At 69.7% G+C, this 22131-nt stretch carries 25 protein-coding genes; 8 read left to right on the forward strand and 17 right to left on the reverse strand.

The window, feature by feature from the left end; genetic code table 11:
- The first annotated feature begins 49 nt into the window (after positions 1-49).
- Complete coding sequence (locus JAV51_RS05060) at positions 50-652, forward strand: TMEM165/GDT1 family protein (RefSeq protein ID WP_197319455.1); 603 nt, start codon at positions 50-52, stop codon at positions 650-652.
- Positions 653-661: 9 nt separating this feature from the next.
- Here the strand turns inward: JAV51_RS05060 and JAV51_RS05065 are convergent, their stop codons facing one another.
- Both JAV51_RS05065 and JAV51_RS05070 read right to left on the reverse strand, forming a co-directional pair.
- Positions 662-1294 (reverse strand): IclR family transcriptional regulator, encoded by a 633-nt coding sequence (locus tag JAV51_RS05065; RefSeq protein ID WP_197319456.1) that lies wholly within the window; start codon positions 1292-1294, stop codon positions 662-664.
- The gene (locus JAV51_RS05070; RefSeq protein ID WP_197319755.1) at positions 1291-2145 is read right to left on the reverse strand and encodes a hypothetical protein; all 855 of its coding nucleotides are present in this window, start codon (positions 2143-2145) and stop codon (positions 1291-1293) included. The genes JAV51_RS05065 and JAV51_RS05070 overlap by 4 nt, the downstream gene beginning before the upstream one ends.
- 145 nt (positions 2146-2290) lie before the next feature.
- Between JAV51_RS05070 and JAV51_RS05075 the strand changes: the two genes are divergently transcribed.
- Positions 2291-3100, forward strand: coding sequence for a DUF2470 domain-containing protein (locus JAV51_RS05075; protein ID WP_197319457.1), 810 nt, complete (start codon positions 2291-2293; stop codon positions 3098-3100).
- 67 nt (positions 3101-3167) lie between these two features.
- On the opposite strand, the gene JAV51_RS05080 is transcribed toward JAV51_RS05075, so the two are convergent.
- On the reverse strand, positions 3168-4877 hold the full coding sequence (locus JAV51_RS05080; protein WP_197319458.1) for a BCCT family transporter: 1710 nt from the start codon (positions 4875-4877) through the stop codon (positions 3168-3170).
- 149 nt (positions 4878-5026) lie between these two features.
- Here JAV51_RS05080 and JAV51_RS05085 point away from each other — a divergent pair, with 149 nt between their 5' ends.
- From JAV51_RS05085 to JAV51_RS05100, 4 genes are all read left to right on the forward strand, one after another.
- Positions 5027-5839 carry a CPBP family intramembrane glutamic endopeptidase gene (locus tag JAV51_RS05085; protein WP_197319459.1) on the forward strand — a complete coding sequence of 271 codons (813 nt, stop codon included), beginning with the start codon at positions 5027-5029 and terminating at the stop codon, positions 5837-5839.
- A gap of 100 nt (positions 5840-5939) precedes the next feature.
- Positions 5940-6140, forward strand: a complete 201-nt coding sequence (locus JAV51_RS05090; RefSeq protein ID WP_197319460.1) for a hypothetical protein — start codon at positions 5940-5942, stop codon at positions 6138-6140.
- A 150-nt stretch (positions 6141-6290) separates the two neighbouring features.
- Positions 6291-7541, forward strand: a complete 1251-nt coding sequence (locus JAV51_RS05095) for an arginine deiminase (RefSeq protein ID WP_197319461.1) — start codon at positions 6291-6293, stop codon at positions 7539-7541.
- Positions 7542-7669: 128 nt separating this feature from the next.
- A complete protein-coding gene (locus JAV51_RS05100; protein WP_197319462.1) occupies positions 7670-8218 on the forward strand; it encodes a ferritin in 549 nt (182 codons plus the stop codon).
- A gap of 50 nt (positions 8219-8268) precedes the next feature.
- Here the strand turns inward: JAV51_RS05100 and erm are convergent, their stop codons facing one another.
- From erm to cutA, 6 genes are all read right to left on the reverse strand, one after another.
- Positions 8269-9099 (reverse strand): 23S ribosomal RNA methyltransferase Erm, encoded by an 831-nt coding sequence (gene erm, locus JAV51_RS05105; RefSeq protein ID WP_197319463.1) that lies wholly within the window; start codon positions 9097-9099, stop codon positions 8269-8271.
- A 243-nt stretch (positions 9100-9342) separates the two neighbouring features.
- On the reverse strand, positions 9343-10182 hold the full coding sequence (locus JAV51_RS05110) for a hypothetical protein (protein WP_197319464.1): 840 nt from the start codon (positions 10180-10182) through the stop codon (positions 9343-9345).
- A complete protein-coding gene (locus tag JAV51_RS05115; RefSeq protein WP_197319465.1) occupies positions 10179-10769 on the reverse strand; it encodes a SigE family RNA polymerase sigma factor in 591 nt (196 codons plus the stop codon). The genes JAV51_RS05110 and JAV51_RS05115 overlap by 4 nt, the downstream gene beginning before the upstream one ends.
- Before the next feature lie 98 nt (positions 10770-10867).
- The gene (locus JAV51_RS05120) at positions 10868-11215 is read right to left on the reverse strand and encodes a DUF952 domain-containing protein (protein WP_197319756.1); all 348 of its coding nucleotides are present in this window, start codon (positions 11213-11215) and stop codon (positions 10868-10870) included.
- A gap of 11 nt (positions 11216-11226) precedes the next feature.
- Complete coding sequence (locus tag JAV51_RS05125; protein ID WP_197319466.1) at positions 11227-12126, reverse strand: DUF5926 family protein; 900 nt, start codon at positions 12124-12126, stop codon at positions 11227-11229.
- 96 nt (positions 12127-12222) lie between these two features.
- Complete coding sequence (gene cutA / locus JAV51_RS05130) at positions 12223-12549, reverse strand: divalent-cation tolerance protein CutA (RefSeq protein ID WP_197319467.1); 327 nt, start codon at positions 12547-12549, stop codon at positions 12223-12225.
- Positions 12550-12573: 24 nt separating this feature from the next.
- On the opposite strand from cutA, the gene JAV51_RS05135 reads away from it, so the two are divergent.
- Together JAV51_RS05135 and JAV51_RS05140 are read left to right on the forward strand one after the other, a co-directional pair.
- A complete protein-coding gene (locus JAV51_RS05135; RefSeq protein ID WP_307845738.1) occupies positions 12574-13164 on the forward strand; it encodes a GNAT family protein in 591 nt (196 codons plus the stop codon).
- 44 nt (positions 13165-13208) lie between these two features.
- A complete protein-coding gene (locus JAV51_RS05140; protein WP_197319469.1) occupies positions 13209-14375 on the forward strand; it encodes a cytochrome P450 in 1167 nt (388 codons plus the stop codon).
- Positions 14376-14385: 10 nt separating this feature from the next.
- On the opposite strand, the gene JAV51_RS05145 is transcribed toward JAV51_RS05140, so the two are convergent.
- The 8 genes from JAV51_RS05145 to JAV51_RS05180 form a co-directional block, all read right to left on the reverse strand.
- Positions 14386-15264, reverse strand: coding sequence for a DUF4328 domain-containing protein (locus JAV51_RS05145; RefSeq protein WP_307845756.1), 879 nt, complete (start codon positions 15262-15264; stop codon positions 14386-14388).
- A gap of 94 nt (positions 15265-15358) precedes the next feature.
- Positions 15359-15709, reverse strand: a complete 351-nt coding sequence (locus JAV51_RS05150; protein ID WP_197319471.1) for a rhodanese-like domain-containing protein — start codon at positions 15707-15709, stop codon at positions 15359-15361.
- A 43-nt stretch (positions 15710-15752) separates the two neighbouring features.
- A complete protein-coding gene (locus JAV51_RS05155; protein ID WP_197319472.1) occupies positions 15753-17525 on the reverse strand; it encodes a cation acetate symporter in 1773 nt (590 codons plus the stop codon).
- A 27-nt stretch (positions 17526-17552) separates the two neighbouring features.
- Positions 17553-18044: a hypothetical protein gene (locus JAV51_RS05160; RefSeq protein ID WP_197319473.1), complete on the reverse strand. Its 492-nt coding sequence runs from the start codon at positions 18042-18044 to the stop codon at positions 17553-17555.
- Between the two features lie 6 nt (positions 18045-18050).
- Positions 18051-18878 carry a LytTR family DNA-binding domain-containing protein gene (locus JAV51_RS05165; protein WP_197319474.1) on the reverse strand — a complete coding sequence of 276 codons (828 nt, stop codon included), beginning with the start codon at positions 18876-18878 and terminating at the stop codon, positions 18051-18053.
- 80 nt (positions 18879-18958) lie between these two features.
- The gene (locus tag JAV51_RS05170) at positions 18959-19801 is read right to left on the reverse strand and encodes a S49 family peptidase (protein ID WP_197319475.1); all 843 of its coding nucleotides are present in this window, start codon (positions 19799-19801) and stop codon (positions 18959-18961) included.
- Between the two features lie 57 nt (positions 19802-19858).
- A complete protein-coding gene (locus tag JAV51_RS05175) occupies positions 19859-21142 on the reverse strand; it encodes a histidine kinase (RefSeq protein WP_197319476.1) in 1284 nt (427 codons plus the stop codon).
- Positions 21143-21264: 122 nt separating this feature from the next.
- On the reverse strand, positions 21265-22128 hold the full coding sequence (locus tag JAV51_RS05180; RefSeq protein ID WP_197319477.1) for an Fpg/Nei family DNA glycosylase: 864 nt from the start codon (positions 22126-22128) through the stop codon (positions 21265-21267).
- Positions 22129-22131 lie beyond the last annotated feature (3 nt).

Raw genomic sequence — 22131 nt, forward strand, 5'->3', positions numbered from 1 at the left:
TCCGGAATCCCCTTTATCGTTGCAGACAGAAAGGGGATGAGGAACCGTCGTGTCTGCTGCTCTCGTCGCGTTCGTGACGACGTTCGCGCTGGTCCTGGCCGTGGAGTTACCCGACAAGACCTTCGTCGCGACGCTGGTCCTCACCACCCGATTCGTCCCGAAGGCCGTGCTGGCCGGGGTGTCCGCCGCATTCGCGGTGCAGACGGTCATCGCGGTCGGGTTCGGCAGCGTGCTCACCTTCCTGCCCGACCGGCTCGTGTCAGTGATCGTCGGCGTCCTGTTCGGCGTCGGCTCGGTCATGTTGCTGCGAGAAGGATTCCGCACCGGCGACGACGACTCCCACGACGCCGCACGCGGCGGCGCCGCACCCGCGAGTTTCCTGCGGGCGTCGTTGACCTCGTTCGGCGTGCTCTTCGCCGCCGAGTGGGGCGACGCCTCCCAGCTCGCCACCGCGGGTCTCGTGGCCCGATCCGCTCAGCCGCTCGCCGTGGGTCTGGGTTCGTTGGCCGCCCTCGTCACCGTCGCCGGACTCGCCGTGCTCCTCGGCCGCAAGCTCCGGACGAAGCTGCGCCCCCGACTGTTGCAACGGGTCGCGGGCGTCGTGTTCGCAGGCTTCTCCCTCGTCGCCTTCGGCACCGCGCTGCTCGGCTGACGCGGCTGCTCACTCGCGGAACGCCTCCGCCAAGGAGGCCGCGGCCTCCACCAACCGCGCTCCGACGTCGGCGTTGTCCAGCCCCACCAACGACACCACCCCCAAGGCCGCCCGGACACCGACGATGCCACGCACCGGAGCCGCCACCCCGTGCACGCCCGGCTGCGGGTCGCCGGTGGCCGCCGCCCACGCCCGCCCCTTCGGCCGCAGACTCAACGCCTTGCCCACCGCGCCACGGGACACGGGATGCCTGCTGCCGAGTCGATACGCCACGTGGAACGTCGTGGTCGTCGGTTCGGCCACCGCGACGACATAGACCTGGTCGCCTTCGGCCACCGACAGATGTGCCGTCGCGCCGACCGCCTCGGCCAGCTCCCGCAACACCGGGCGAGCCGACGCCCGAAGCTGCGGCAACATCTGCTCACCGAGACGCAGCACCCCCGCCCCCAGCCGGACCCGACTACCGTCGCGCCACACGAGGCCGCGTTCGGTCAGCGGCACCAGGAGACGGTAGACGGCGGCTCTGCTCGCGCCGACGGCCTCGGCGAGGTCGGTGACCGTGGCCGACGCTCCGTCGGCGTCCGCCACGGCCTGTAACAGCGCGAGCCCGCGATCCAGTGTCAGCGAGCTCTCGCGCGTCACAGCAGGCCCAGGCCCTTCAGGTCGGCGACCGACTCGTCGAAGGTCGCCGAGGCGTAGCAGGCGAAGAGCGACCGCACGGCCTTGGCGGCCTCGGTGCTCAGCCCTGCCGCCTCCTTGGCCAACGCCGCGCCGTCGGTGCTGGCGAGCGCCTCCCGCACGTTGCCACCCGACAGGCTCCGCCCCGCCGCGACCAGGAGATTGAGGAAACCGTGGTGCTCGAAGCCCGTCTCCGGGTCGGTGTGCCGCACCGCGCGGTGGAGGCTGTTGGTGGCTTTGAACGCCGCGCCGGGGGAACCGCTGACCACCGCGAGGAAGTCGGCGACCTCGTCGACGCTGGGGAAATTCTCGGTGGACAGACCGCCGCAACGGATCTTCGGCCAACTGCCGTGCTCGATGACGTTGCGGACACCGTCGAGCCAGCCGACGCCACGGCGGGGTTCGACGACGCGCACGACGTCCTCGGGGACGAACTCCGACACCCGCTCCAGCCAGACCTCGTCGACGTCCGACGGAGCGGGCATCTCCACCATGCGCAGCGACAGCAGCTCGTCCCGCGACTCGACGATGGAGATGGCCTTCGGCACGCCGCCGAGGCCGGTGTCGATGATCAGCGACAGCGGCAGCGGCTGCTCGGGCCGGATCTTGACCAGCTCCGTGATCATCTCTGGGAGCCGGGAGGCGGGGCACAGGAAAACTCCCTGCACTCCGGCGTATTCGCCGGCGCGGTCGTCCAGGTACCCGGCCAGGGCGTCGGGCATCGTCGTCTGGCTTGGCGGGAAGAGCGCCGAATCGTCGACAAGCCGGGCGAGCAGGGGTGGGATTCCACGAGGACCTGGGGGCGGGAGTTCCACAGCGCTTGTCACGTCCCCCACGCTAGTAGCGAACGAAATACGGACAAAAGTGTCCGTCAGTCGGACACATTGTCGGCGAGGTGCGCCACGCCACGTTCCACCCACAAGATCGATAGGTTAGCCTTACCTAAATCAGGAGGTGACCGTGAGCGAACCCGTCCCCCGCCGGCCCGCGACCCCGACTCCCGCCGAGCGCGCGCGTTCCATCGCCGCTCGCGGCGGACCGGCCCACCTGCTCCCCGCCCTCGCAGGCCACTCGACGTCCGAGCGGACCACCCCCGCACTGTGGCACCTGCACTCGGGCGACGACGTCAGCATCGCGCTGCCCGCGGACGATCCCCTCGCCGTCGGCCTGCGCGGCGAGGCGAGCGCGGAACTCGCCGTCACGCTGGAGATCACCGACCAGTCGCCGGTCTCGCTGCGGCAACCCGTCCGAGGACTGCTGTGGCTCACCGGCTGGTTGCGCGGACTCGACCGCGACACCGCCCGCGCCAAGGCCGTGAGCATCGCCGAGAGCTCCGCCGAGCCCGACCCTCGACTGCTCGACGTCGGCCACGACCTCGCCCTGTTGCGGCTCACGCCCGCCACGGTGGTGGTCTCCGACAGCGAGGGCACGCACTCGCTGTCGCCCGTGACCTTCGGTGCGGCGTCCCCCGACCCGCTGTCCGACTACGAGGGCCGGTGGCTGCGCCACCTGGAACACCGACACGGCGACGTCGTGCTGCGCCTCACCCGTCTGCTGCCACCCGAGCTGCGCGACGGCCGGGTGCGCCCGCTCGGACTCGACCGCTGCGGTCTGCGCCTCCGCGTCGAGACCGCGGGCGACGACCACGACGTCCGGCTGGCGTTCTCCCGCAGCGTGGCCAACACGCCACAGCTCGCCATGGAACTGCGCAAGCTGGTCGGCTGCCCGTTCCGGGCGCAGGACGACCCGAGCGCCCACGAGCGCTTCTGACCACGTACGAAGGCGGGCACTCCCGGTGATTCCGGTGAGCGCCCGCCTTTCGTCGTGCCGGGGCCGGTCAGGACTTCGCGACCGACTCCCCGTTGCTGCCACCGGACTTGTCACCCGGGTCCACGAGCCCCTCGTCGATGAGGCTGTTCGTCACGTGCTCGGTGAGCCGCTCCCGTTGGAGCTGACGCTGCATCCGCACCATCGCCCGGCGCTCGATGCGGAACTCCTTCCAGATCGCCACGCACATGCCGATCATCACGACACTGAACGGCAACGCGATGAGGATCGCGACGATCTTGATCGCGTCCAGGCCACCGGCGAGCAGCAGCGCGACGGCCACCGCACCGCCCAACAGGCACCAGAACACCCGGCTCCACTTCGGCGGCTCGGGGTCGCCACCGGAGGCCAGCATGTCGACGACCAGCGAGCCGGAGTCGGACGACGTCACGAAGAACAGCACGATGAGGATCAGCGCACCGATCGACAGCAGGGTGCCGCCGGGCAGGCCGTCGAGCATGCCGAACAGCGACGCCTCGGTGTCCACCGTCGCGGCACCGTTCTCGTCGGTGCCGACCAAACCGCCCTCGCCGAACAGCTCGCGGTAGAGCGCGGTCCCACCGAACACCGTGAACCACAGCGTCGTCACGGCCGTCGGCACGAGCAGCACGCCCGCCACGAACTCCCGCACCGTGCGGCCCCGGGAGATGCGCGCGATGAACACGCCGACGAAGGGCGCCCACGAGATCCACCAACCCCAGTAGAAGGTGGTCCACCAGCCCTGCCACTCGTTGCCGTCGGCGCCCTCGTAGGCGGTGGTGTTGAAGCTCATCCGCAGCAGGTTCTGGAGGTAGTCGCCGATGGACTGCACCAGGTCCTTGAAGATGAACAGGGTGGGACCGAGCACGAGGACGGCGACCAACAGCACTCCGGCCAACACCATGTTGATGTTGGACAGCCACTTGATGCCGCGCTTGACACCGGTGACCACGGAGAACAGCGCCAGCGCCGTGATCCCCCCGATGAGCACCACGTAGATCAGGTTGCCCGGATCCGACACGACGTCGAGGAAGTCGAGGCCGGCGCCGATCTGGATCACACCGAACCCGAGCGAGGTCGCGACTCCGAAGAGCGTCCCGACGACGGCGGCGATGTCGATGACGTCACCCAGCCACCCGTGCACCCGCTTGCCGATGAGCGGCTCCAGGGCGTAGCGGATCGACACCGGGCGCTTCTTGCGGTGGATGACGTAGGCGACGGCAACACCCACGACCACGTAGATCGCCCACGGGTGAAGTCCCCAGTGCAGGAACGTCTGGACGAGCGCGCCCTGCGCTCCCTCCTCGTCCTGCGTGATTCCCGTGGCCCGGTTGGGCAGGCCCGCGTAGTGGTTGAGCGGCTCGGCCACTCCCCAGAACACCAGACCGATTCCCATACCGGCCGCGAACAGCATCGCGAACCACGACTTCAACGGGAACTCGGGTTCGTCCTCGTCAGGGCCGAGCTTGATGTCACCGTAGTGACTCAACCCGATCCACAGCGAGAAGACCACGAACAACGAAACGAGCAGCATGTAGTACCAGCTGAACGTCCCGATGACGGTTTCCTGGATCGCGCTGATCGCGTCGTTCATCGCGTCGGGAGCGACGACGGTGGCGATCACGAAGGCCAGGATGATCAAGGCTGAAGGCCAGAACACCCTCGGCGCCACCGACGAGTACCACGGTCGCCGTGGTGACCCGGCGGGCGCTGGGGCCTCAGTTTCGGACGTCGCCGTCACGAGGCTTGCCTCCTTCTTCGGATTTTTCGGACCGTAGGACCCTAGTGGCCCAGGACGCCGAACTGGGCCGAAATGGCCCCCCGAGCTGCCGAAACTCTCGAAAACAAGCCGCTGACCAGCACAAATAGAAGTTCATGTAACGTGCCACAGTGGCCACGCGAGTACGACACTGGATAAGTCCGCTCACCCCGGCTTTCCCCGAGCCCGTCACCGACCCCCGCGAGCGTCGTGCGCTCGTCGTGGAGGTCGTGCTCGTCTTCTCGATCACGCTCGGCCTGTCGGGCGTGCGCAGCGCGTTGTCGTTGCTGGACTCGCTGCTGCGCCCGGAACCGCTCGCCCAGCAGCAGGTCGCCCTGAACGTCTCGCGGGCGACCCTCGGACTGATCGACCTGCTGAAGCAACTGCTCGGCGTCGTGCAACTCGTCGGCTGGGGCGCCCTCGGGCTGTACCTTCTGTGGCGGGCCGGTGTCAGGCTGTCCCGGATCGGGCTCGACCGCTCGCGTCCCGGCCGCGACACGGTCTGGGCGGTCGCACTGGCCGCGGTGATCGGCCTGCCCGGTCTGGCGTTCTACTTCGTCGCCTGGAAGCTCGGCTTCAACCTCGCCGTGCAGCCCTCCACGCTCGACGAAGCATGGTGGCGACCCGTGGTGCTGACCTTGTCGGCGTTCGGCAACTCGTTCGCCGAGGAAGTGCTCGTCGTCGGCTATCTGCTGACTCGACTCCGACAGCTCGGCCTGTCGGAGAACGGCTCCCTGCTGATCTCGGCACTGGTACGAGGCTCGTACCACCTCTATCAGGGACTCGGTGGGTTCGTCGGCAACGTCGTGATGGGGCTCGTCTTCGGCCGACTCTGGCAGCGGACCAACCGCCTGTGGCCGCTGGTCGGGGCCCACCTGCTGCTCGACGTGGTCGCGTTCGTCGGGTACGCCGCGCTCCGGGACCACGTCGACTGGCTGCCCTGAGAACGACGTTGCACCATGTTCGAACACATGTTCTAATGGAATGGTCGGGCGGGAGCCAGAGCGACACGAGTCGTCACCGACACACGGTCAGGAGGGGACCATGGCTTGCAAGATCACCCACCGGGTGAACGACCAACAGATCCGCTTCGCCAACCGCGACGCGGCCGAGCGGTACGCCGACATCATGGGGGGCGGCGTCCACAACTGGATCTTCACGACGGTGCCCAGCGGCGAGCACCAGCCTCGGGTACTGCACCCGGTGTCGACCGCGGCGCCGGTGCCCGCTCACGGCTCGCGCTGAGCGGGCCGCGTTCGGGTCGACGCAACGAACCGCGCCCGGGGCACCCACTTCGTTGCGAGGCGAGGGCACCCCGGAGCGAAGGCGCTACCACGCCGCGCCGCGTCGTTTCACGTCCCGCGGCGTGCGTCGTCGGTCATTAGTCTCGCGCCTGTGACCGAATCGACGATTCCCAGCTCCAGCAGCCCTTCCGAACGCGTTCCCGGCCGGGTGGACAGCGAGGTCGGGCCGTTGCGGACGGTTTTGGTACACCGCCCCGGCAACGAACTGCGGCGACTCACTCCCCGAAACAACGACCAGTTGCTCTTCGACTCGATCCCGTGGGTCGACCGCGCCCAGGAGGAGCACGACGCCTTCGCGACGGTGCTGCGTAGCCGTGGCGTCGAGGTCCTGCTCCTCGCCGACGTGCTGACCACCGCCTTGGAGGACCCGAGGGCGCACGCGGCCGGCGTCCACGCGGCCGTCGACGCCCGGAGGCTGGGCGCCGAGTTGGCGGACGTCCTGCGTTCACACCTGTCGACGGCCTCCCCCGAGACGCTCACCGAGGTCCTCATGTCGGGCATGACGTTCGAGGAACTGCCCGCCTCGGAGGGTGGCTCGCTCGTGCGGAGGATGCATCACCCGCACGACTTCGCGGTGGACCCGCTGCCGAACCTGCTCTTCACCCGCGACTCGTCGGTGTGGATCGGGAACCGAGTCGCGATCTCGTCGCTGGCGATGCCCGCGCGCAAGAGGGAGACCGCCCTGCTCGACCTGGTCTACGCCTACCACCCGCGGTTCCGGGGCGCGGGGCGCGCGTACGGGGCGCACTCGGCCCCCGTCGAGGGCGGTGACGTGCTGCAACTCGCGCCGGGCGTACTGGCCGTCGGCGTGGGCGAGCGCACCACTCCCGCCGGGGCCGAGTCGCTCGCGAGGTCGGTGTTCGCCGACGACCTCGCGCACACCGTGCTGGCCGTCCCGATCGCGCAGGACCGGGCCACGATGCATCTCGACACCGTGTGCACGATGGTCGGCCCGGACGCGGTGGTGATGTATCCGCTCGCTCAGGACTCCCTCATCGCCTACACGCTCACCCCCGACGACGAGAAGGGCGTCCGCGTGAACGGTCCCGCGCCGTTCCTGGAAGCGGCGGCGGAAGCGATGGGCATCGACCGGTTGCGCGTCATCGACACGGGACTCGACCCCGTGACGGCGGAACGGGAGCAGTGGGACGACGGCAACAACACGCTCGCGCTCGCTCCAAGCGTCGTGGTGGCCTACGAACGCAATCTGGAGACGAACGCGCGGCTGGAGGACGCAGGCATCGAGGTCGTGCGCATCGCCGGTTCCGAACTGGGCTCCGGCCGGGGCGGTCCACGGTGCATGTCGTGCCCGATCGCGCGGGACGCCGTGGAGGTTAGGTAAGGCTTTTCGCAATTAGTGAAGGCTTTACTAATTGAAGGAAACCTTGGCTAACAGAATTGTACCCGAATGGGACACGAATCACCGCCCGCATGTGGATCGCGAACCGAATTCATGCGTATGGTTGAAGCATGGTCAGCATGAAGAGGAATCCTCGGTCGAAGTTCTACGAACTACTCCAGGCGCAGATTCGCAACGAATTCCACGCCTCGCAGCAGTACGTGGCGGTGGCGGTCTGGTACGACGGCAAGGACCTGCCGCAGCTGGCCAAGCACTTCTACCGACAGGCACTGGAGGAACGCAACCACGCGATGGCGCTGGTGCAGTACCTCCTCGACACCGATCACCACGTCGAGATTCCCGACGTGCCGGCGGTGCGCAACGACTTCGCCGACATCCGGGAACCGGTCGCGCTCGCCCTCGCACAGGAGCAGGAGGTCGAGGCCGACTTCGTGCAGCTCGCGAAGGTGGCCCGCGACGAGGACGACTTCACGGGCGCGGAGTTCGTGCAGTGGTTCCTCAAGGAACAGGTCGAGGAGATCTCCTCGATGAAACGACTCCTGAACGTGGTCGACATGGCCAAGGGGAACGTGTTCGACGTCGAACAGTTCCTCTTCCGGGAGAGTGTCGGCGAGGAGGACGACTCGTCCATGCCTCCGGTCGCGGGCGGAAAACTGTGACGCCGGAAACGTCTCGACGAGAAAACCCTCGTCGAGACGTTTTCCGATGATCAATTCTTGCGACGGCCGTGCGGCCGGGAACTCGCGCTCGCCACACGAACCGTCTCCCGGGAGCTGACCGCGTCCCACAGCGCCGCCCATTGGTGCGCGTCGAGATCACGCGGCAGGTGGTGCGACCGGATTCGCGCGCGGCCGAGAACACGTCGGGTCGTCGCCGCGCTCCACCCCGTCCATCCCGAGACGATGGCCTCCATACCGCGGCCCCGTCCCGTGAACATCGCCCGCACGAAGGTCTCGTAGGGCCGACGACGCGCAGGGTCGATCAACGGCGAACCCCGTCGGGTGATCGCGAGCAGCCCGCCGTCGACGCTCGGTACCGGGCGGAAGCCGTGGGCAGGCACGCGCCCGTGCAGTTCGAAGACGAACCACGGCGCGCTCTGCGCGGTGAGCATCGTGCCTCCCCCGACACCGGCCCGTTTCCGCGCGACCTCCCACTGAGTCAGCAGGACCGCGTGCTCCCAGCCGCGGGCCGTGAGCAGTCGGCGCAGGATCGGGGTCGTGAGGTGGTAGGGCAGGTTCCCGACCACCACGGGCTGGTCGACGCCCCGGGCCAACGCGGCGACTGCATCGGTCTGGACCACCGTGGCGCGGGGAACGCGTCGACGGAGTGCGCGGACTCGATGTTCGTCGATCTCCAGCGCCGTGACGCTGCGCCCGAGCCGCGTCAACGGGCGGGTGAGGGCACCGTCACCGGCGCCGATCTCCAGGACGGGACCGCGCGTCGCCGCGACGAGCGTGACGATGCGGTCGATGGTCGGTCGGTGGACGAGGAAGTTCTGTCCCAGTTCGTGGCGTCCGCCGTGACGGGAACGGTGTCGCATGTGAGCGCTCCGGAAGACGAAGGGAGCGCCCCGGCGGGCAGTCGGGTACGAGGAAACGACGCGCGTCCGGGGCGCATGAACGGCCCGGGCGACGGCGCGTGAGGTCGGTGATCGCGACGCGCCGTCAGGCGCGGCGGTCCCGGATCCAGGAAATGAGCGCCGTCATCGGCGCGCTGCACAACGTTCCCACGGCGGGAAGCCTAGCCACCGCCTCACGCGGTGACCATCGATTTTCTCGTCGACTCAGCAGTCGTAGGTGTGGGCCTTCAGCGCGAGGGTGTCGACGAAGCCGTCGACGGCGGTGAACTCGTAGACGCCCTCTCCGGTGTCCACGACATAGGTTCGGTCCACCGACCGGCCCTCCGGGTAGAGGGTCTCCAGGTCCCCGACCGGCGTTCCGATGCCTGCGCCCTCGGGCGTCACCGCATTGTTGGCGGTGAAGCCGACGATGCCGTACTCGCGGGAGATCGTCACCGCACTCACCGACGAGTCGCCCTCCGTGAGCGAGTAGTCCGCGCACACCGACGGCGGGGGCGCGTCGGCGGACACCACGAGCAGCTCCGTCGCCACGGCCTCGCGATACGGCATGCCGAGCTTCAACTGTCGGTATCCGTCGGCCGCGAGCACCGCGTCGGCGACGAGGATGCGGCCGGTCTCCATGGTCGCGCTCGGCGGCGGCACGACTGCCGAGCTGACCTCGGCACTGGGCGTCGCCGCCGACGGGCCGTCGGGCACCGGCTCGGCCTGCGGTGGGGGGCCGTCCGGGTGTTCCGGGTGCGGGGTGTGGAGCGTGGAGGCGTCGACGGGCGGAGCCTCGGGCGGTGAGACGGCGACGTTGTAGTCGTTCTGCCGCTCGTCCGAGGCGGACCCGGCCGTCACGAGGGCCACGGTGGCCGCGACCACGGCGAGCGTCGTCCCGCTCCCGGTGAGCACGACCCGGCGCCGACGCCTGCGCCGTGCACCGGCCACGATCTGCTCGCCCACCCGAGGCGCGGGGACCACGTCGAGCCGAGGGTCCGCGAACAGTGCGTGCAGCCGTGCGTCGAGGTCGTCGCCCGTGCCGTTCGGATCGGAAGTGCTCACAGCACGCCCCTCCCTTCGCTGTCGGCGTGGCGAAGCTTCTTTCGTAGCGAGCTCAGCGCTTTGCTCGCCTGGCTCTTGACGGTGCCCTGACTGACACCCAACGACGCGGCGATCTCGGCCTCGCTGAGGTTCTCGTAGTAGCGCAGCACGATGACGGCCCGCTGCCGCGGAGGTAGCTCGCGCAGGGCCGCCCAGAGCGGCTCGTGCTCGAACGGGTCCGCGTGCACGATCGAGGAATGCTCGGGAACCTCGGCCACGAGGCTCTCGCGGCGGAGCCGCCGCCAGCGACTGATGTGGGCGTTGGTCATCGACCGACGGACGTAGGCGAGCGGGTCGCCGGCCTTGCGCACGACCGAGCCCCAACGGGAGCCGATCTTCTCCAGCACCGACTGCACGAGATCCGCGGCGTCGTGCGGGTTTCCCGTGAGCGCATGCCCGTAGCGCAACAACCCGGGCAGGCTCGCCTCCACGAACTCGGAGAAGTTCGTGAGGTCGCCAGACACGGCCAGGTCCTTCCTGTGGCCGGCGACGCGCGTCAACCGACCGTCGTGGGGAGTGGTGGGCACAGCGGGTACGAACGCAGTCACCGTAATCCCTCCCTCACGCGGCCTCGTCTGCGCCTTCCGGTCGTCGGGCTGAGGTGGTCACGCGTGAGGGAGGCGAGAGGTTGCCTGGACCTGTCGAGTCACCCTCCGAAAGTGGGACGCGGCGGCACGAACCGCCCGTCGGGTCCCGGCTCGTAGGGCTCGACCGACACCACCGCCGACCTCGGGATCGGCCCGTAGACGTGCGGAAACCACACGCCGTCCGGGTCGGCCGGGTCACCCGGCTCCCACCGGACGGGGGCGTCGAGCAGCTCGGGGTCGATCGTCAACAGCACGAGGTCGGTCCGGCCGCCCGCCAGTGCGTTGGCGGGCAGATGCACCGTGCCGTACTCCGAGCAGTGGACGAACCCCTGCTCGTCGAGCGAGGCCGTCCGGTAGGACTCACCGGCGGCCTCCCAGTCGGCGGCCGGACAGAAGTGCAGCAGCATCGGCCGCACGCTCATCGGAGCGTGAGCTGACGTCCGATCAGTCCGTCGCGGGCACGGCGCTCGGCCGCGTTCAGCGGCTCGTCGTCCAACGTCGCGAGCGCCGTCTTCAGCCGCTCGCCGAGCTGCTCCGCCGGCTCGATCCACTCGCGGGCGTGTGCCTCGGAGTCGAGGTCCCACACGGGCACGAGCAGACCGTGCGCGCGGAACGAACCCGCGTACCGCGAGCCCTCGCCGAGCGACAGCTCGCCCGCGGCCGACAGCCGGGCCAACGCCTGGAGCAGCTTGTTCTCGTCGGTGGGCCACACCCATCGCAAGTGGGCCTTCTCGCCCGCCAGGGTCCAGTACGCACCGGGAAGCACCCGCTCGGTGGGCATGATCGCGGCGTTGGCGCGCTCCAGCGACATCGCGACCTCGCCGGTGGGCTGCGCGTCCTCGTGCAGCCACCAGCCGAAGTCGGAGTGCAGCTCGACCTTCAGCTCCGCGTCCGGGTCGATCAGGTCCTGCAGCCGCTCGCCGGGCTGCGGCTCACTCGTGGTGTCCGGAACGGAGAGCACCTGGCCCGGTTCGGCGTCCAACGCCCAACGCAGCGCGCGCCCGAGGTCACGGCTGACGTCCGACGACCGCGTCTGCACCTGCATGCCGAGCAGGATCTCGCCGGTCTCGTGACGCACCATCGCCGCGGCGGCCACCGGCAGCACCGACGCGAGGGTGACCGTGCGGTCGCCCGCGTCCTTCACGGGCAACGGAGCAGTGGCGGACGGGACGAACTCGCGCAGCGCGATGAGCTCCGGCTCCGCCGCGAGGCCCTCGAACGGCCGCGCCACGAAGACGTCGCGGACCTTCCGCTTCTTCGCCTTGTCGCGAGCCTTCTCCGGCTTGCCCAGTCCCTTCCTGCGTGCGCCCTTGCCCACGGTTGCCGCCCTCCTGCGTACTCGGTTGAGTCGACGCTACTCGACCCGCCCCAAGACTAGGCGTGACGGGGTTGTCCCGCGCGAGTGACGTCCGGGTCAGCCCTCGCGGGTCTCCGCGACCACCCACGCCAGGTAGTCCTCGCTGCCGGACACGATCGGCGTCACCACGACCTCCGGAACGTCGTAGCTGTGCTTCCGCTTCAGGTGGTCCACCAGTGCTTCGACCCGGTCGGCGGCCGTCTTCACCTCGACCCGCCACTCGGTGTCGGTGTTGATGCGACCGTCCCAGCGGTAGACGCTGGTGATCGGGCCGACGATCTGTGCGCACGCACCGAGCCGCGCCTCGACCGCTCCCGCCGCGAGCTCCCGCGCGGCCGCCTCCGAATCCGTCGTCGTCGACACGACGAGATGTTCCGAGATCATGCTTTCGAGGCTAGCCTGGGGAGGGTGACGACGACGTGGCACGACGAGGGCCCGGTCGCGCTGACCGGCGAGAGGGTCCGGCTGCGCGAGTTCACTCCGGACGACCTCGACGGGGTACGCGGAGTGGTCGGCGACGACCGTGTCACGCACTTCCTCTCGTTCACCACCCGCAACGAGGCACAGGCCCGGGAGCTGCTGCAGACCATCATCGAGCGGGGCCAGGAACGTCCTCGTCGGGAGTACTTCCTCGCCGTCACCCCGCTCGAACCGGACAACCCCGCCGACCAGGACAAGGCCGTCGGCTTCACCCGGTTGCAGCGGACGAACGAACACTCCGGGCGGCTCGTGTACGCGATCGCCCACGACCACCAGGGCCGCGGGTACGCCGGTGACGCCGTGCGCACCCTGCTGGACTTCGCGTTCGGCCGGTTGCGGCTGCACCGCGTGACCGCCGCCGTGGGGCCCGACAACCGGGCCGGGCTCGCTCTCGTGAAGCGGCTCGGGTTCACGCGCGAAGGCGTGCTCCGCGACCACGTCCGCACCGGCGGGGCGTGGCGCGACTCGGTGCTGTTCTCGATGCTCGCGCCCGAGTGGTCGAGAACGAGCGAGTTCTGACCGTCCTGTCGACTCCCCACGCTCGGCGCTCTACGCTCTGCGGCGTGTTCGACCCGAGCGATCCGCAGTTCCTCGCCGATCCCTACCCGGTGTTCGCCGACCTCCGCGCGCGTGGCCCGGTGCATCGGCACGACGGGCTCGGCCTGCTCGTCGCCGTCTCCCACGCCTCGGCGTCCGCCGTGCTGCGCGACCGCAGGCTCGGCCGGATCTGGCAGGACGCGACCCCGGCGGAGCAGTTCGCGTCGTTCAACCTGCTGCACCGCAACTCACTGCTGGAGAACGAACCGCCCGCGCACACCCGACTGCGCAGGCTCGTGTCGTCGGCCTTCGCCCGGGGACACGTCGAGCGGTTGCGGCCGTCGGTGGAGGCCCTCGCCGACCGCATGGTGGCGACCGTGGCCGACCGCATCGCCTCCGACGGTCACGCGGACCTGCTGGAACACCTGGCGCAACCGCTGCCCGTCGCGGTCATCGCCGAGCTGCTGGGGGTGCCCGAGAGCGACGGCCCGATGCTCGTCGGCTGGAGCAACGCCATCGTCAAGATGTACGAGTACGGGCTGCCGGAGCCGCGGCGGCGGCAGGCCGAGGCGGCGGCCACCGAGTTCGCCGACTACCTGCGCGCCCTCGCCCACGACCGCGCCGCCCACCCCGGCGACGACCTGCTGAGCCACCTCGTCGCGAGCGACCTCACCGGCGACGAGGTCGTGGCCACGGCGGTGCTGCTGCTCATGGCGGGCCACGAGGCCACGGTGAACGTCATCGGCAACGGCGTCCACGCCCTGCTCACCCACCGCGACCAGTGGGAACGCCTCGTCCGGGACCCGTCCCTCGCGGAGACTGCCACCGAGGAACTCATCCGCTACGACTCGCCGCTGCAGTTGTTCGAGCGCACCGCGACGACCGACCTGGAGATCGGCGGTCACCACATCGCCGAGGGCGAGAAGATCGCGGCGTTGCTGGGCGCAGCCGGACGCGACCCCGACGTCTTCGACGCCCCCGACACCCTCGACATCGGTCGGCATCCGAACCCGCACCTCGGCTTCGGCGGCGGCGTGCACTACTGCCTCGGCGCGCCGCTCGCCCGCATCGAGATCGCCGCAGCGCTCACCGCGCTCGCGCGCCGCCTCCCGGACCTCCAGGAGACCGAGCCCCCGTCCCGGCGTGCCGAGTTCGTCATCCGAGGATTCGACCGACTGCGCGTGACCGCCTGAGGAACTCCGCTCACCGTGACGCCGTGGCCGGGCGCGTCCGCCTCGGCACCTCCGGGCCTCCCTCGACGCGCACGACCCGCAACGAGCGCACGGGCTGTTCTCCCATCGGCGCCAACAGCCGGGTGAAACGGCGGACGACCTGTAGCGTGACGAACGCCAGCGCCATGGCCGAGAGGTCGGTCAGGGCAGTGAGGGTGACCGCGTCGACCTGCGCCTGCACGCCGTCGCGCGCCCGCCACACCAGCGTGAGCGCGAGCAGGAGTGCATTGGCGATCCACGCGGCCCACCACGTCAGCACCAGACGCGACGGGGTCGGGCGTCGGTTAGCGGGCCTTCGCGTGGCCGCGTGTTCGAGTTCAGCGAGGATCGAGCCTGCCATCGCCAGGTTCAGCCCCGGCACCAGCAGTCCGACGAGCACCTGCCAGGTGGACCGTGGCGGGTTCTGCCCCGCCTCGTCCGCCGCCGCCCGACGTGCCACCAGCAGCCACCACACCGACACGGCGACGGCGAACACCGACCCCACGAAGGTCAGCAACGCGAACGTCAGCACCAGAGCGTCGGAGGCTCCCACCACGGAGGGCGACAGCGCCTGGTCACGGCTGAGCACGAGCAGCACGTAGCGCCAGATCTCGGCACCCGCCGCCACGCCCGCGAGACCGACGAAGGTCCACAGCACGGCGACGGCGTTGCGGGCGATCAGCAACAACCGCTGCGACGGAACCGGCGTGGCGGCACTGGTCCCCTGCACGGCTGTCGGCCAGCGCCAGACGACGTGCGGGAATCCCCACCGCGGCGTGGTGTCGTAGGAGGGCGGCCCCAGGTAGGGCGCTCGCGCGCGACGGCCGGAGGGCTCCCGCACCGGGCCGGGCGGCGAGGCGACCCACCGCACCGAGACGTGCGAGGGTCGTCCACCCCGGTGTCCCGGGCCGGACCCCCAATGCGCGCCCGGCGAGTTCACGCGGCTCTCTCCCCGGCCACCCGCCTCACAGCACCTCGGGAGGAACGTCCGCGTGGTCCCCGACCAACGGACGCCCCTGGGCCTGCCACGACTTCATGCCGCCCGCGACGTTGACGGCGTCCACCACGCCCGCCGCGTTGAGCCACGCCACCGCGCGGGCCGAACGGCCACCGGTGCGGCAGATGACGTGGACGGGACGGTCGTCGGCCAGCTCGGCGAGCTCACTCGCGCGGGCGGGCAGGTCGGCCAGCGGGATGTGGACGGCCGAAGGCGCGTGGCCCGCCGCCCACTCGTCGGGTTCCCTCACGTCGAGCAGCACGACGTCGTCCGCCTGGATCTCCTCGACCGGAACCGTGGGCACACCGGAGTGATTCACGATCTCATCGTCGCATGCCGTCCCGTGCGATGCCCGTGAACCGTCATCGGCTGCGGTGCCGACCACGTGAGTCGGACTCCATTGCCTCCCGCCGCGTCCGCGCGTTGCCGTCGCGCATGAACCCCAGATGGTCCGGTGCGTGCAACTGGAGCATCACCACGTCGACGTCCTCGGGCACCCGGCGGGCGGTCGCCAGGCTCACGATCACCGTGGTGAAAAACGCGGCGGGCACGGTCAGCAGGGCGGGCTGGGTGACGAACCACGGCACGTCCTCGCCGGTCAGGCGGCCTGCGACGTGGAAGCCGACGGCGGTCAGCACACCGAGCCCGCCCACCAGCATGCCGAGCAGCGCCCCGATCCAGGTGAGGCGCCGCCACCAGATGCCGAGCAGCAGCAGCGGGCAGAACGTCGACGCGGCGAGCGCGAACGCCAGCCCCACCGTGTGGACGAGGTCGCCGAGCGGCAGCAGGATGGCCGCAGCCGTCGCCGCACCGGCCACCACCACGACGGCGACCGCGAAGTCGCGCGTCTTGTTCCACAGCAGGTCCGTGGCCACCATGCCCGCGACGCTGACGAGCAGTCCCGACGACGTCGACACGAACGCCGTGAACGCCCCGGCCGCGAGCACCGCGACCAGGAGCTGCCCCGCCAGCCCCGGCAGCATCGCCGTCGGCACCCGCAACACGGCCGCGTCTGCCTCGCCGGTCACGAGCAACTCCGGCACGTACAACCGCGACAATGCGCCCAGCAGGATGGGGAACAGGTAGAACAACCCGACCAGCAGCAGCACCTGCACGGTGGTGCGGCGGGCGGCCCTGCCGTCGGGATTGGTGTAGAAGCGGGCCAGCACGTGCGGCAATCCCATGGTGCCGAGGAACGTCGCCACGATCACCGAGTACGTCCACCAGAGCTCGTCGCCGTCCTCGGCGGGCAGCAGCCAGCTCGCGTTGTCGGCCTCCGCGTCGCTCACCACGGGAACGGCCGACGCGGCGGGGAACAGCAGTCGCTCCCCCTCCTGCACGCGGTAGTCGACTCCGGGCGACCACAGCCGCGGTCCGGGGTTCTGTTCGTCGAGTCGGTGCACGATCGTCGGTTCCCCGACCCGCAGAACCACGTCGGTGCCGACCGTCACCGTCGTCTCCTCGGTGAACTCGGGCGGAGCCTTGTCACCGAGTCCGCCCGTCGCGCCCGCACCTCCGCTGCCGAGGAACACCGCGCACAGGAGGAACGCCGGGATCGCCAGCGCGAAGAGCTTGATCCAGTGGTGGAACGCCTGCAGGAGCGTCGCCGCGCGCATGCCGCCCCACACGATGTTGACCACGAGCAGCACGAGCACCGCGACCGGCCCCCACCAGGTTTCCGCACCCGGCACGATGGTCTTCAGCGCGAGCGTGGCGCCCTGCAGTTGTGGCACGAGGTAGACGAGTCCGAGCGCCACCACGAACCAGGTCGACGTCCGCCGCAGGCCCGCGGACCCGAGCCGGGCCTCCACGAAGTCGGGAATCGTGTACGCGCCCGAGCGCCGCAGCGGCCCCGCCACGAAGATGCCGAGCGCGAGGAATCCGGCGGTGAGGCCGATGGGATACCAGAGCGCGTCGGCGCCGTCCTTGAGGATCAGCCCCGACACTCCGAGGAACGACGCGGCACAGAGGTACTCGCCCGAGATCGCCGACGCGTTGCGGCGCGACCGCACCATGCGCCGTGCGACGAGGAAGTCGTCGGTGGCGCGGGCGAACTGGGAGGTGCGGCGGCCGAGGTAGGAGGCCGCGGCCAACACCGCTCCGACACCGACGAGAGCCCACAGATTCAGCTGCACGGACTGTCCTCGCTTGTGCCGACGGCGTCAGTTCTCGATCATCGCGACGAAGTCCTGTTCGTGTCGCTCCGCCAGCCGGTTGTACCACATGCCGACGGCGAACAGCAGCGGAAACGGCAGGATGCCCAGCGCGATCCACGGCACGGGTATCCCGATCACCCGCCAGGCCGCGAGCTCCGACCACTGGTGGAACAGCACCGGCAACGCTCCCAGCACCACCACGACGAGCCCGAACAACAACAACCCGGCCCGTAGCTGCACCTTCACGAGGTCCTTGACCAGCAGTTTCCCCCAGCTCGTCTGCTCGGCCAGCTCCACCCGTGCTCGCATCGACGCGCTCGACATGCGGCGCGGCGCAGCGAGCACGACCCGTTGCCTCCGGGGTTTCGCGGCGGGCTCCGAAGGGGTCGACAACGCGACGGCGGGTCGCTGCGTCTCCGACGGCAGCGGTTTCTTGCCCAGCGTCGGGTCCGGCTGCCGGATGCCGTCGACACTGCCGTAGAAGTCGTCGTCGGTCACGGGTGGCTAACCCAACCGGGACGAACCGACCAGCTTGTCCTTCAGCTCGCGCGTGTGCCTGCGGCTGACGGGCAGGACCTTCTCCTCGTTGCCGATCACGACCTGGTAGCCGCCCTGTCCCATGCGCAGCTCCGTGATGAGCGGCAGCGACACGAGGAACGACCGGTGGATGCGGACGAACCCCGCCTTCGCCCAGCGCTCCTCCAACTGCGCCAACGGGATGCGCACGAGGTGGCTGCCCTCGGTGGTGAACAGCCTGGCGTAGTCGCCCTGCGCCTCCACCCACCGCACCGACGACCGCGGGATGAGCTTGGTGGTTCCCGCCAGCTCGACGGGAATCACCTCGTTGTCACGGTCCCGTTCGGGCTCCGAGGGGCGCCGGTGCCCCGACGCGGCCTCGATCTTCTCGACCACGCGGGACACGGCCTTGTCGATGCGTTCCTGCCGCGCCGGCTTCAACACGTAGTCGACGGCCCCGAGGTCGAACGCCTCGACCGCCTCCTCCGCGTGTCCGGTGACGAACACGAGCACCGGAGCCGGGTTCAGTGACGCGAAGACCCGCGACATCTCCATACCCGACAGGCCGGGCATGTTGATGTCCGCGAAGACCGCGTCCACCGGTGGCAGGCCGCGTTGTTTGCGGACCTTGATGAGGTCGTCGTCGGAGCCGAGGAGCCGGAGCGCCTCGGAGGCGTCGACAGCGGGAAGCACCCGTCCGACGTAGGCGTTGGCCTCCAGACAGTGCTTCAACTGATCAAGACCGTGCGGCTCGTCGTCGACGGCGAGGACGAGCAGCTTCGGTGTGTCATGGGGAGCACTCACAGTGACACGCATCCTGCCGCTTGCAAGGGTCTCTGTCCACTACGCTGCCGGGCGATTCGGACACCGCCCGTCGACATCAGCCTAGAAGACGATCACAGCCCGAAGCGAGACCACGCCGCACGGTGTTCGATCGCCTGCAACATCGCGGCGGCGGGCGAGGACACGCCGAGGCGCGCGAGCAGCGGCTTCTTCGGCTCGGCGACCGTGATCTCGGCGTTCGGGAAGCGCTGCTCCACCACCTCGCGGAGGCTGCCCAGGCCGTCGATCAGACCGAGTTCGAGTGCCTTGGGGCCGAGCCAGACGTCGCCCGAGAACAAGTCCTCCGCGTCGCTGAGTCGGTCACCCCGGCGCTGCTTGACCCAGTCCACGAACATGTCGTGCAACTGCGTGTGCATCGACCGCAGCCACGCGACGTCCTCCGGCTTCTCCGGAGTGAACGGGTCGAGGCGCGACTTGTTCTCCCCGGCCGTGTAGAGCCTGCGCTCCACGCCGAACCGTTCGAGCAACTGCGAGAACCCGAACGAGCCGGAGATGACGCCGATGGAACCCACCATCGACGTGCGATGCGCGTAGATCTCGTCGGCCGCGCACGCCAGCCAGTACCCACCCGATGCGGCGACGTCCTCGGCGAACGCGATGACGGGGACACCCTTCGCCTCGGCGAGCTGCCGGATGCGCTCCGCCACGAGACCGGACTGCGTCGGCGCGCCGCCGGGCGAGTTGATCTGCAGGGCGACCGCCTGGAGCCGCTCGTGGGAGAACGCCCGCTTCAGCGCCGTCTCCACCGCCGCGAGGTTGATGGCACCGCGCGCGGACAGCGGCGACGCCTGCGGCGTGATCACGCCGTGAAGCTTGACGACGGAGACGACGTCCTTGCGCTCGACGCGTTCGCCCAGCTTCGGGATGCGGGAGACCAGGGTGTCCTTGCGACTCATGACTCCAGCGTACTGATCATCCGGAACCGCAGGCTCGCGTTCGCGTCCGGTGAGTGGTCAGGAGCCGAGCGCAGCCCCGGGCTTCGACACCGCCTCCCGCCGCACGGTCGGGGTGTCGCTCTCGGAGTAGCCGGGCATGTCGGGCCGCACCGCGCGCACGAACTTGGGCACCCGCATGGTCACCTTCATGCCCGCGCCCACGGCCGTCTCGACCATCAACGAGTACCGGTCGTGGTACACCTGCTTCATGCGGTAGTTGATCCCCGCGAGGCCGATGTGCGCACTACTCCGCGAGGACCGCATCCCCTCCAAAAGCGCGGGGTCCATGCCCACGCCGTCATCCTCGACACTGATCTCGGCCTCGTTGCCGATGTCCTGCGCCACCACCGTGACCGTGCCACCCCCGGGTTTGTTGGCGATGCCGTGCTTGACGGCGTTCTCCACGAGCGGCTGGATGAGCAGGAACGGCACCACCACCGACTGCACCTCGGGGGCGATCTTCAGCCGGACGTTCAGCCTGCTGCCGTACCGAGCGCCCTCGATCGTGAGGTATCGATCGATGTTGCGCAGTTCGTCCGACAGGGTGGTGTAGGTGCCTTCCGCCCGGAAGCAGTAGCGCGTGAAGTCCGCGAAGTCCTGCAACAGCTCCCGCGCCTCCTCCGGGTCGGTCCGGATGAGCGACGAGATCGTGTTCAGGGCGTTGTACACGAAGTGCGGCGAGATCTGCGCCCGCAGCGCCTTGATCTCGGCCCGCTGCAGCTCGTGCCGGGCCTGTTCGAGGCGCGCGGCCTCCAACTGCGTCCGCACGAACTTCGAGACCGCCTCCGCCAGGTGCGCGATCACCCGGCCCCGCGTGCGCCCGACGACGATGAGGACGGCCTCGGGGTCTTCCTCGACGATGAGCGGGACGATGACGGCCGTACGCATCCGGCAACTGCTCTTGTGGTTGCACGGCACCTTGTTGTGCGACACGATCTCGTGCCGCTTCTTGCGGATCGCCGTCCCGATGGGGTCGACCAGGTCGACGTAGTGGTCGTTGGCCTCACCGTCCCAGGACAGCAGGCTCCCGTCGCGGTCGGTGATACCCACCGCGACACAGCGCAACAGCCGCAACAGCCGGGACGTGATCTTGTCGGCCGCGTCCGGGGTCAGACCTCGCCGGAGGTCGAGCGGCGAGTCCGACATGAACCGGACGGCGTCGAGGACGGCCTCGTCGACGGCTCCGCCCGGGTTGCGGCGTCTGACGACGGCGACGAGGACGGTGACCAACCCGACGAGGCACGCCCCCAGACCGAAGGCCACGACGGTCTGCGTGGTCAACACACTTGACACAGCGTCCATGCTCTGCGTTCACACCGTCACGTGCAAGATCTGACCGCACACCATCCGTACTCGATCAACCTCGACGACGGTGGGTTTCGCCACGCTGCGTCACGATCCGGCCGTCGAGGGGTCGCCCGATCTCACTTCAGCAGCCGGGACATCCTTCGATCGGCCAACGTCTTCCCGCCCGTCTGGCACGTGGGGCAGTACTGGAACGACCGGTCGGCGAACGACACCTCGCGCACCGTGTCCCCACACACCGGGCACGGCAGTCCCGTCCGGCCGTGCACCCGCATCCCCGACCGCTTCTCGCCCTTCAGTCTCGCGGCCTTCTGTCCGACCGACGCGTCGACCGCCTTGGTCAGGACCACGCGCACGGCGTCGACGAGCCGATCGAGCGCCTCCTCGGACAGCTTCCCCGCCGTCGCGTACGGCGACAGCCGCGCGGTGTGCAGGATCTCGTCCGAGTACGCGTTGCCGATGCCCGCGACCGACGACTGGTCCACCAGCGCCGTCTTCAACCGCGCGCTGCTGCCGCGCAGCACTCGCGCCCAGCCGTCGCGGTCGAGGTCGAGCGCGTCCGGGCCGAGCTTCGCGATGCCCGGCACCTGCCGGGGGTCCTCGACGAGCCACACCGCGAGGTCCTTCTTCGTTCCGGCCTCGGTGAGGTCGAACCCCGGGCTGCCCTCCTCGTCCGACAACCGCACCCGCAGCGCCACCGGACCACGCCCGGGGCGCGGTGGCGCCGGGGAGAGAGCGTCGGACCACCGCAGCCACCCGGCTCGGGCGAGGTGGACGACGAGATGCAGCCCGTCACAGTCGACGTCGAGGTACTTGCCGTGGCGAGCAGTGCCGGTCACCGTCCTGCCGTGGAGTTCCGTCGGCGATGGGCTCACGGTCTTGAGCACGGTCAACGACGCCACGTCGACCCTCGTCACCACGCGGTCGAGCGCGTTCTCCCTGAGGAAGTACGCGAGGGCTTCGACCTCGGGCAACTCGGGCATGGG

It is taken from the genome of Saccharomonospora sp. NB11 (assembly GCF_015910535.1).
In the GTDB taxonomy this organism is placed as follows: Bacteria; Actinomycetota; Actinomycetes; order Mycobacteriales; family Pseudonocardiaceae; genus Saccharomonospora.

What these genes read in the sequence shown, in the direction of transcription:
- JAV51_RS05090 (WP_197319460.1), top strand. Translation starts at nt 5,940, where the DNA reads ATGGCTTGCAAGATCACCCACCGGGTGAACGACCAACAGATCCGCTTC.
- JAV51_RS05100 (WP_197319462.1), top strand. Translation starts at nt 7,670, where the DNA reads ATGGTCAGCATGAAGAGGAATCCTCGGTCGAAGTTCTACGAACTACTC.
- erm (WP_197319463.1), bottom strand. Translation starts at nt 9,099, where the DNA reads ATGCGACACCGTTCCCGTCACGGCGGACGCCACGAACTGGGACAGAAC.
- JAV51_RS05120 (WP_197319756.1), bottom strand. Translation starts at nt 11,215, where the DNA reads ATGCTGCTGCACTTCTGTCCGGCCGCCGACTGGGAGGCCGCCGGTGAG.
- cutA (WP_197319467.1), bottom strand. Translation starts at nt 12,549, where the DNA reads ATGATCTCGGAACATCTCGTCGTGTCGACGACGACGGATTCGGAGGCG.
- JAV51_RS05165 (WP_197319474.1), bottom strand. Translation starts at nt 18,878, where the DNA reads ATGCGTGTCACTGTGAGTGCTCCCCATGACACACCGAAGCTGCTCGTC.
- JAV51_RS05170 (WP_197319475.1), bottom strand. Translation starts at nt 19,801, where the DNA reads ATGAGTCGCAAGGACACCCTGGTCTCCCGCATCCCGAAGCTGGGCGAA.
- JAV51_RS05175 (WP_197319476.1), bottom strand. Translation starts at nt 21,142, where the DNA reads ATGGACGCTGTGTCAAGTGTGTTGACCACGCAGACCGTCGTGGCCTTC.
- JAV51_RS05180 (WP_197319477.1), bottom strand. Translation starts at nt 22,128, where the DNA reads ATGCCCGAGTTGCCCGAGGTCGAAGCCCTCGCGTACTTCCTCAGGGAG.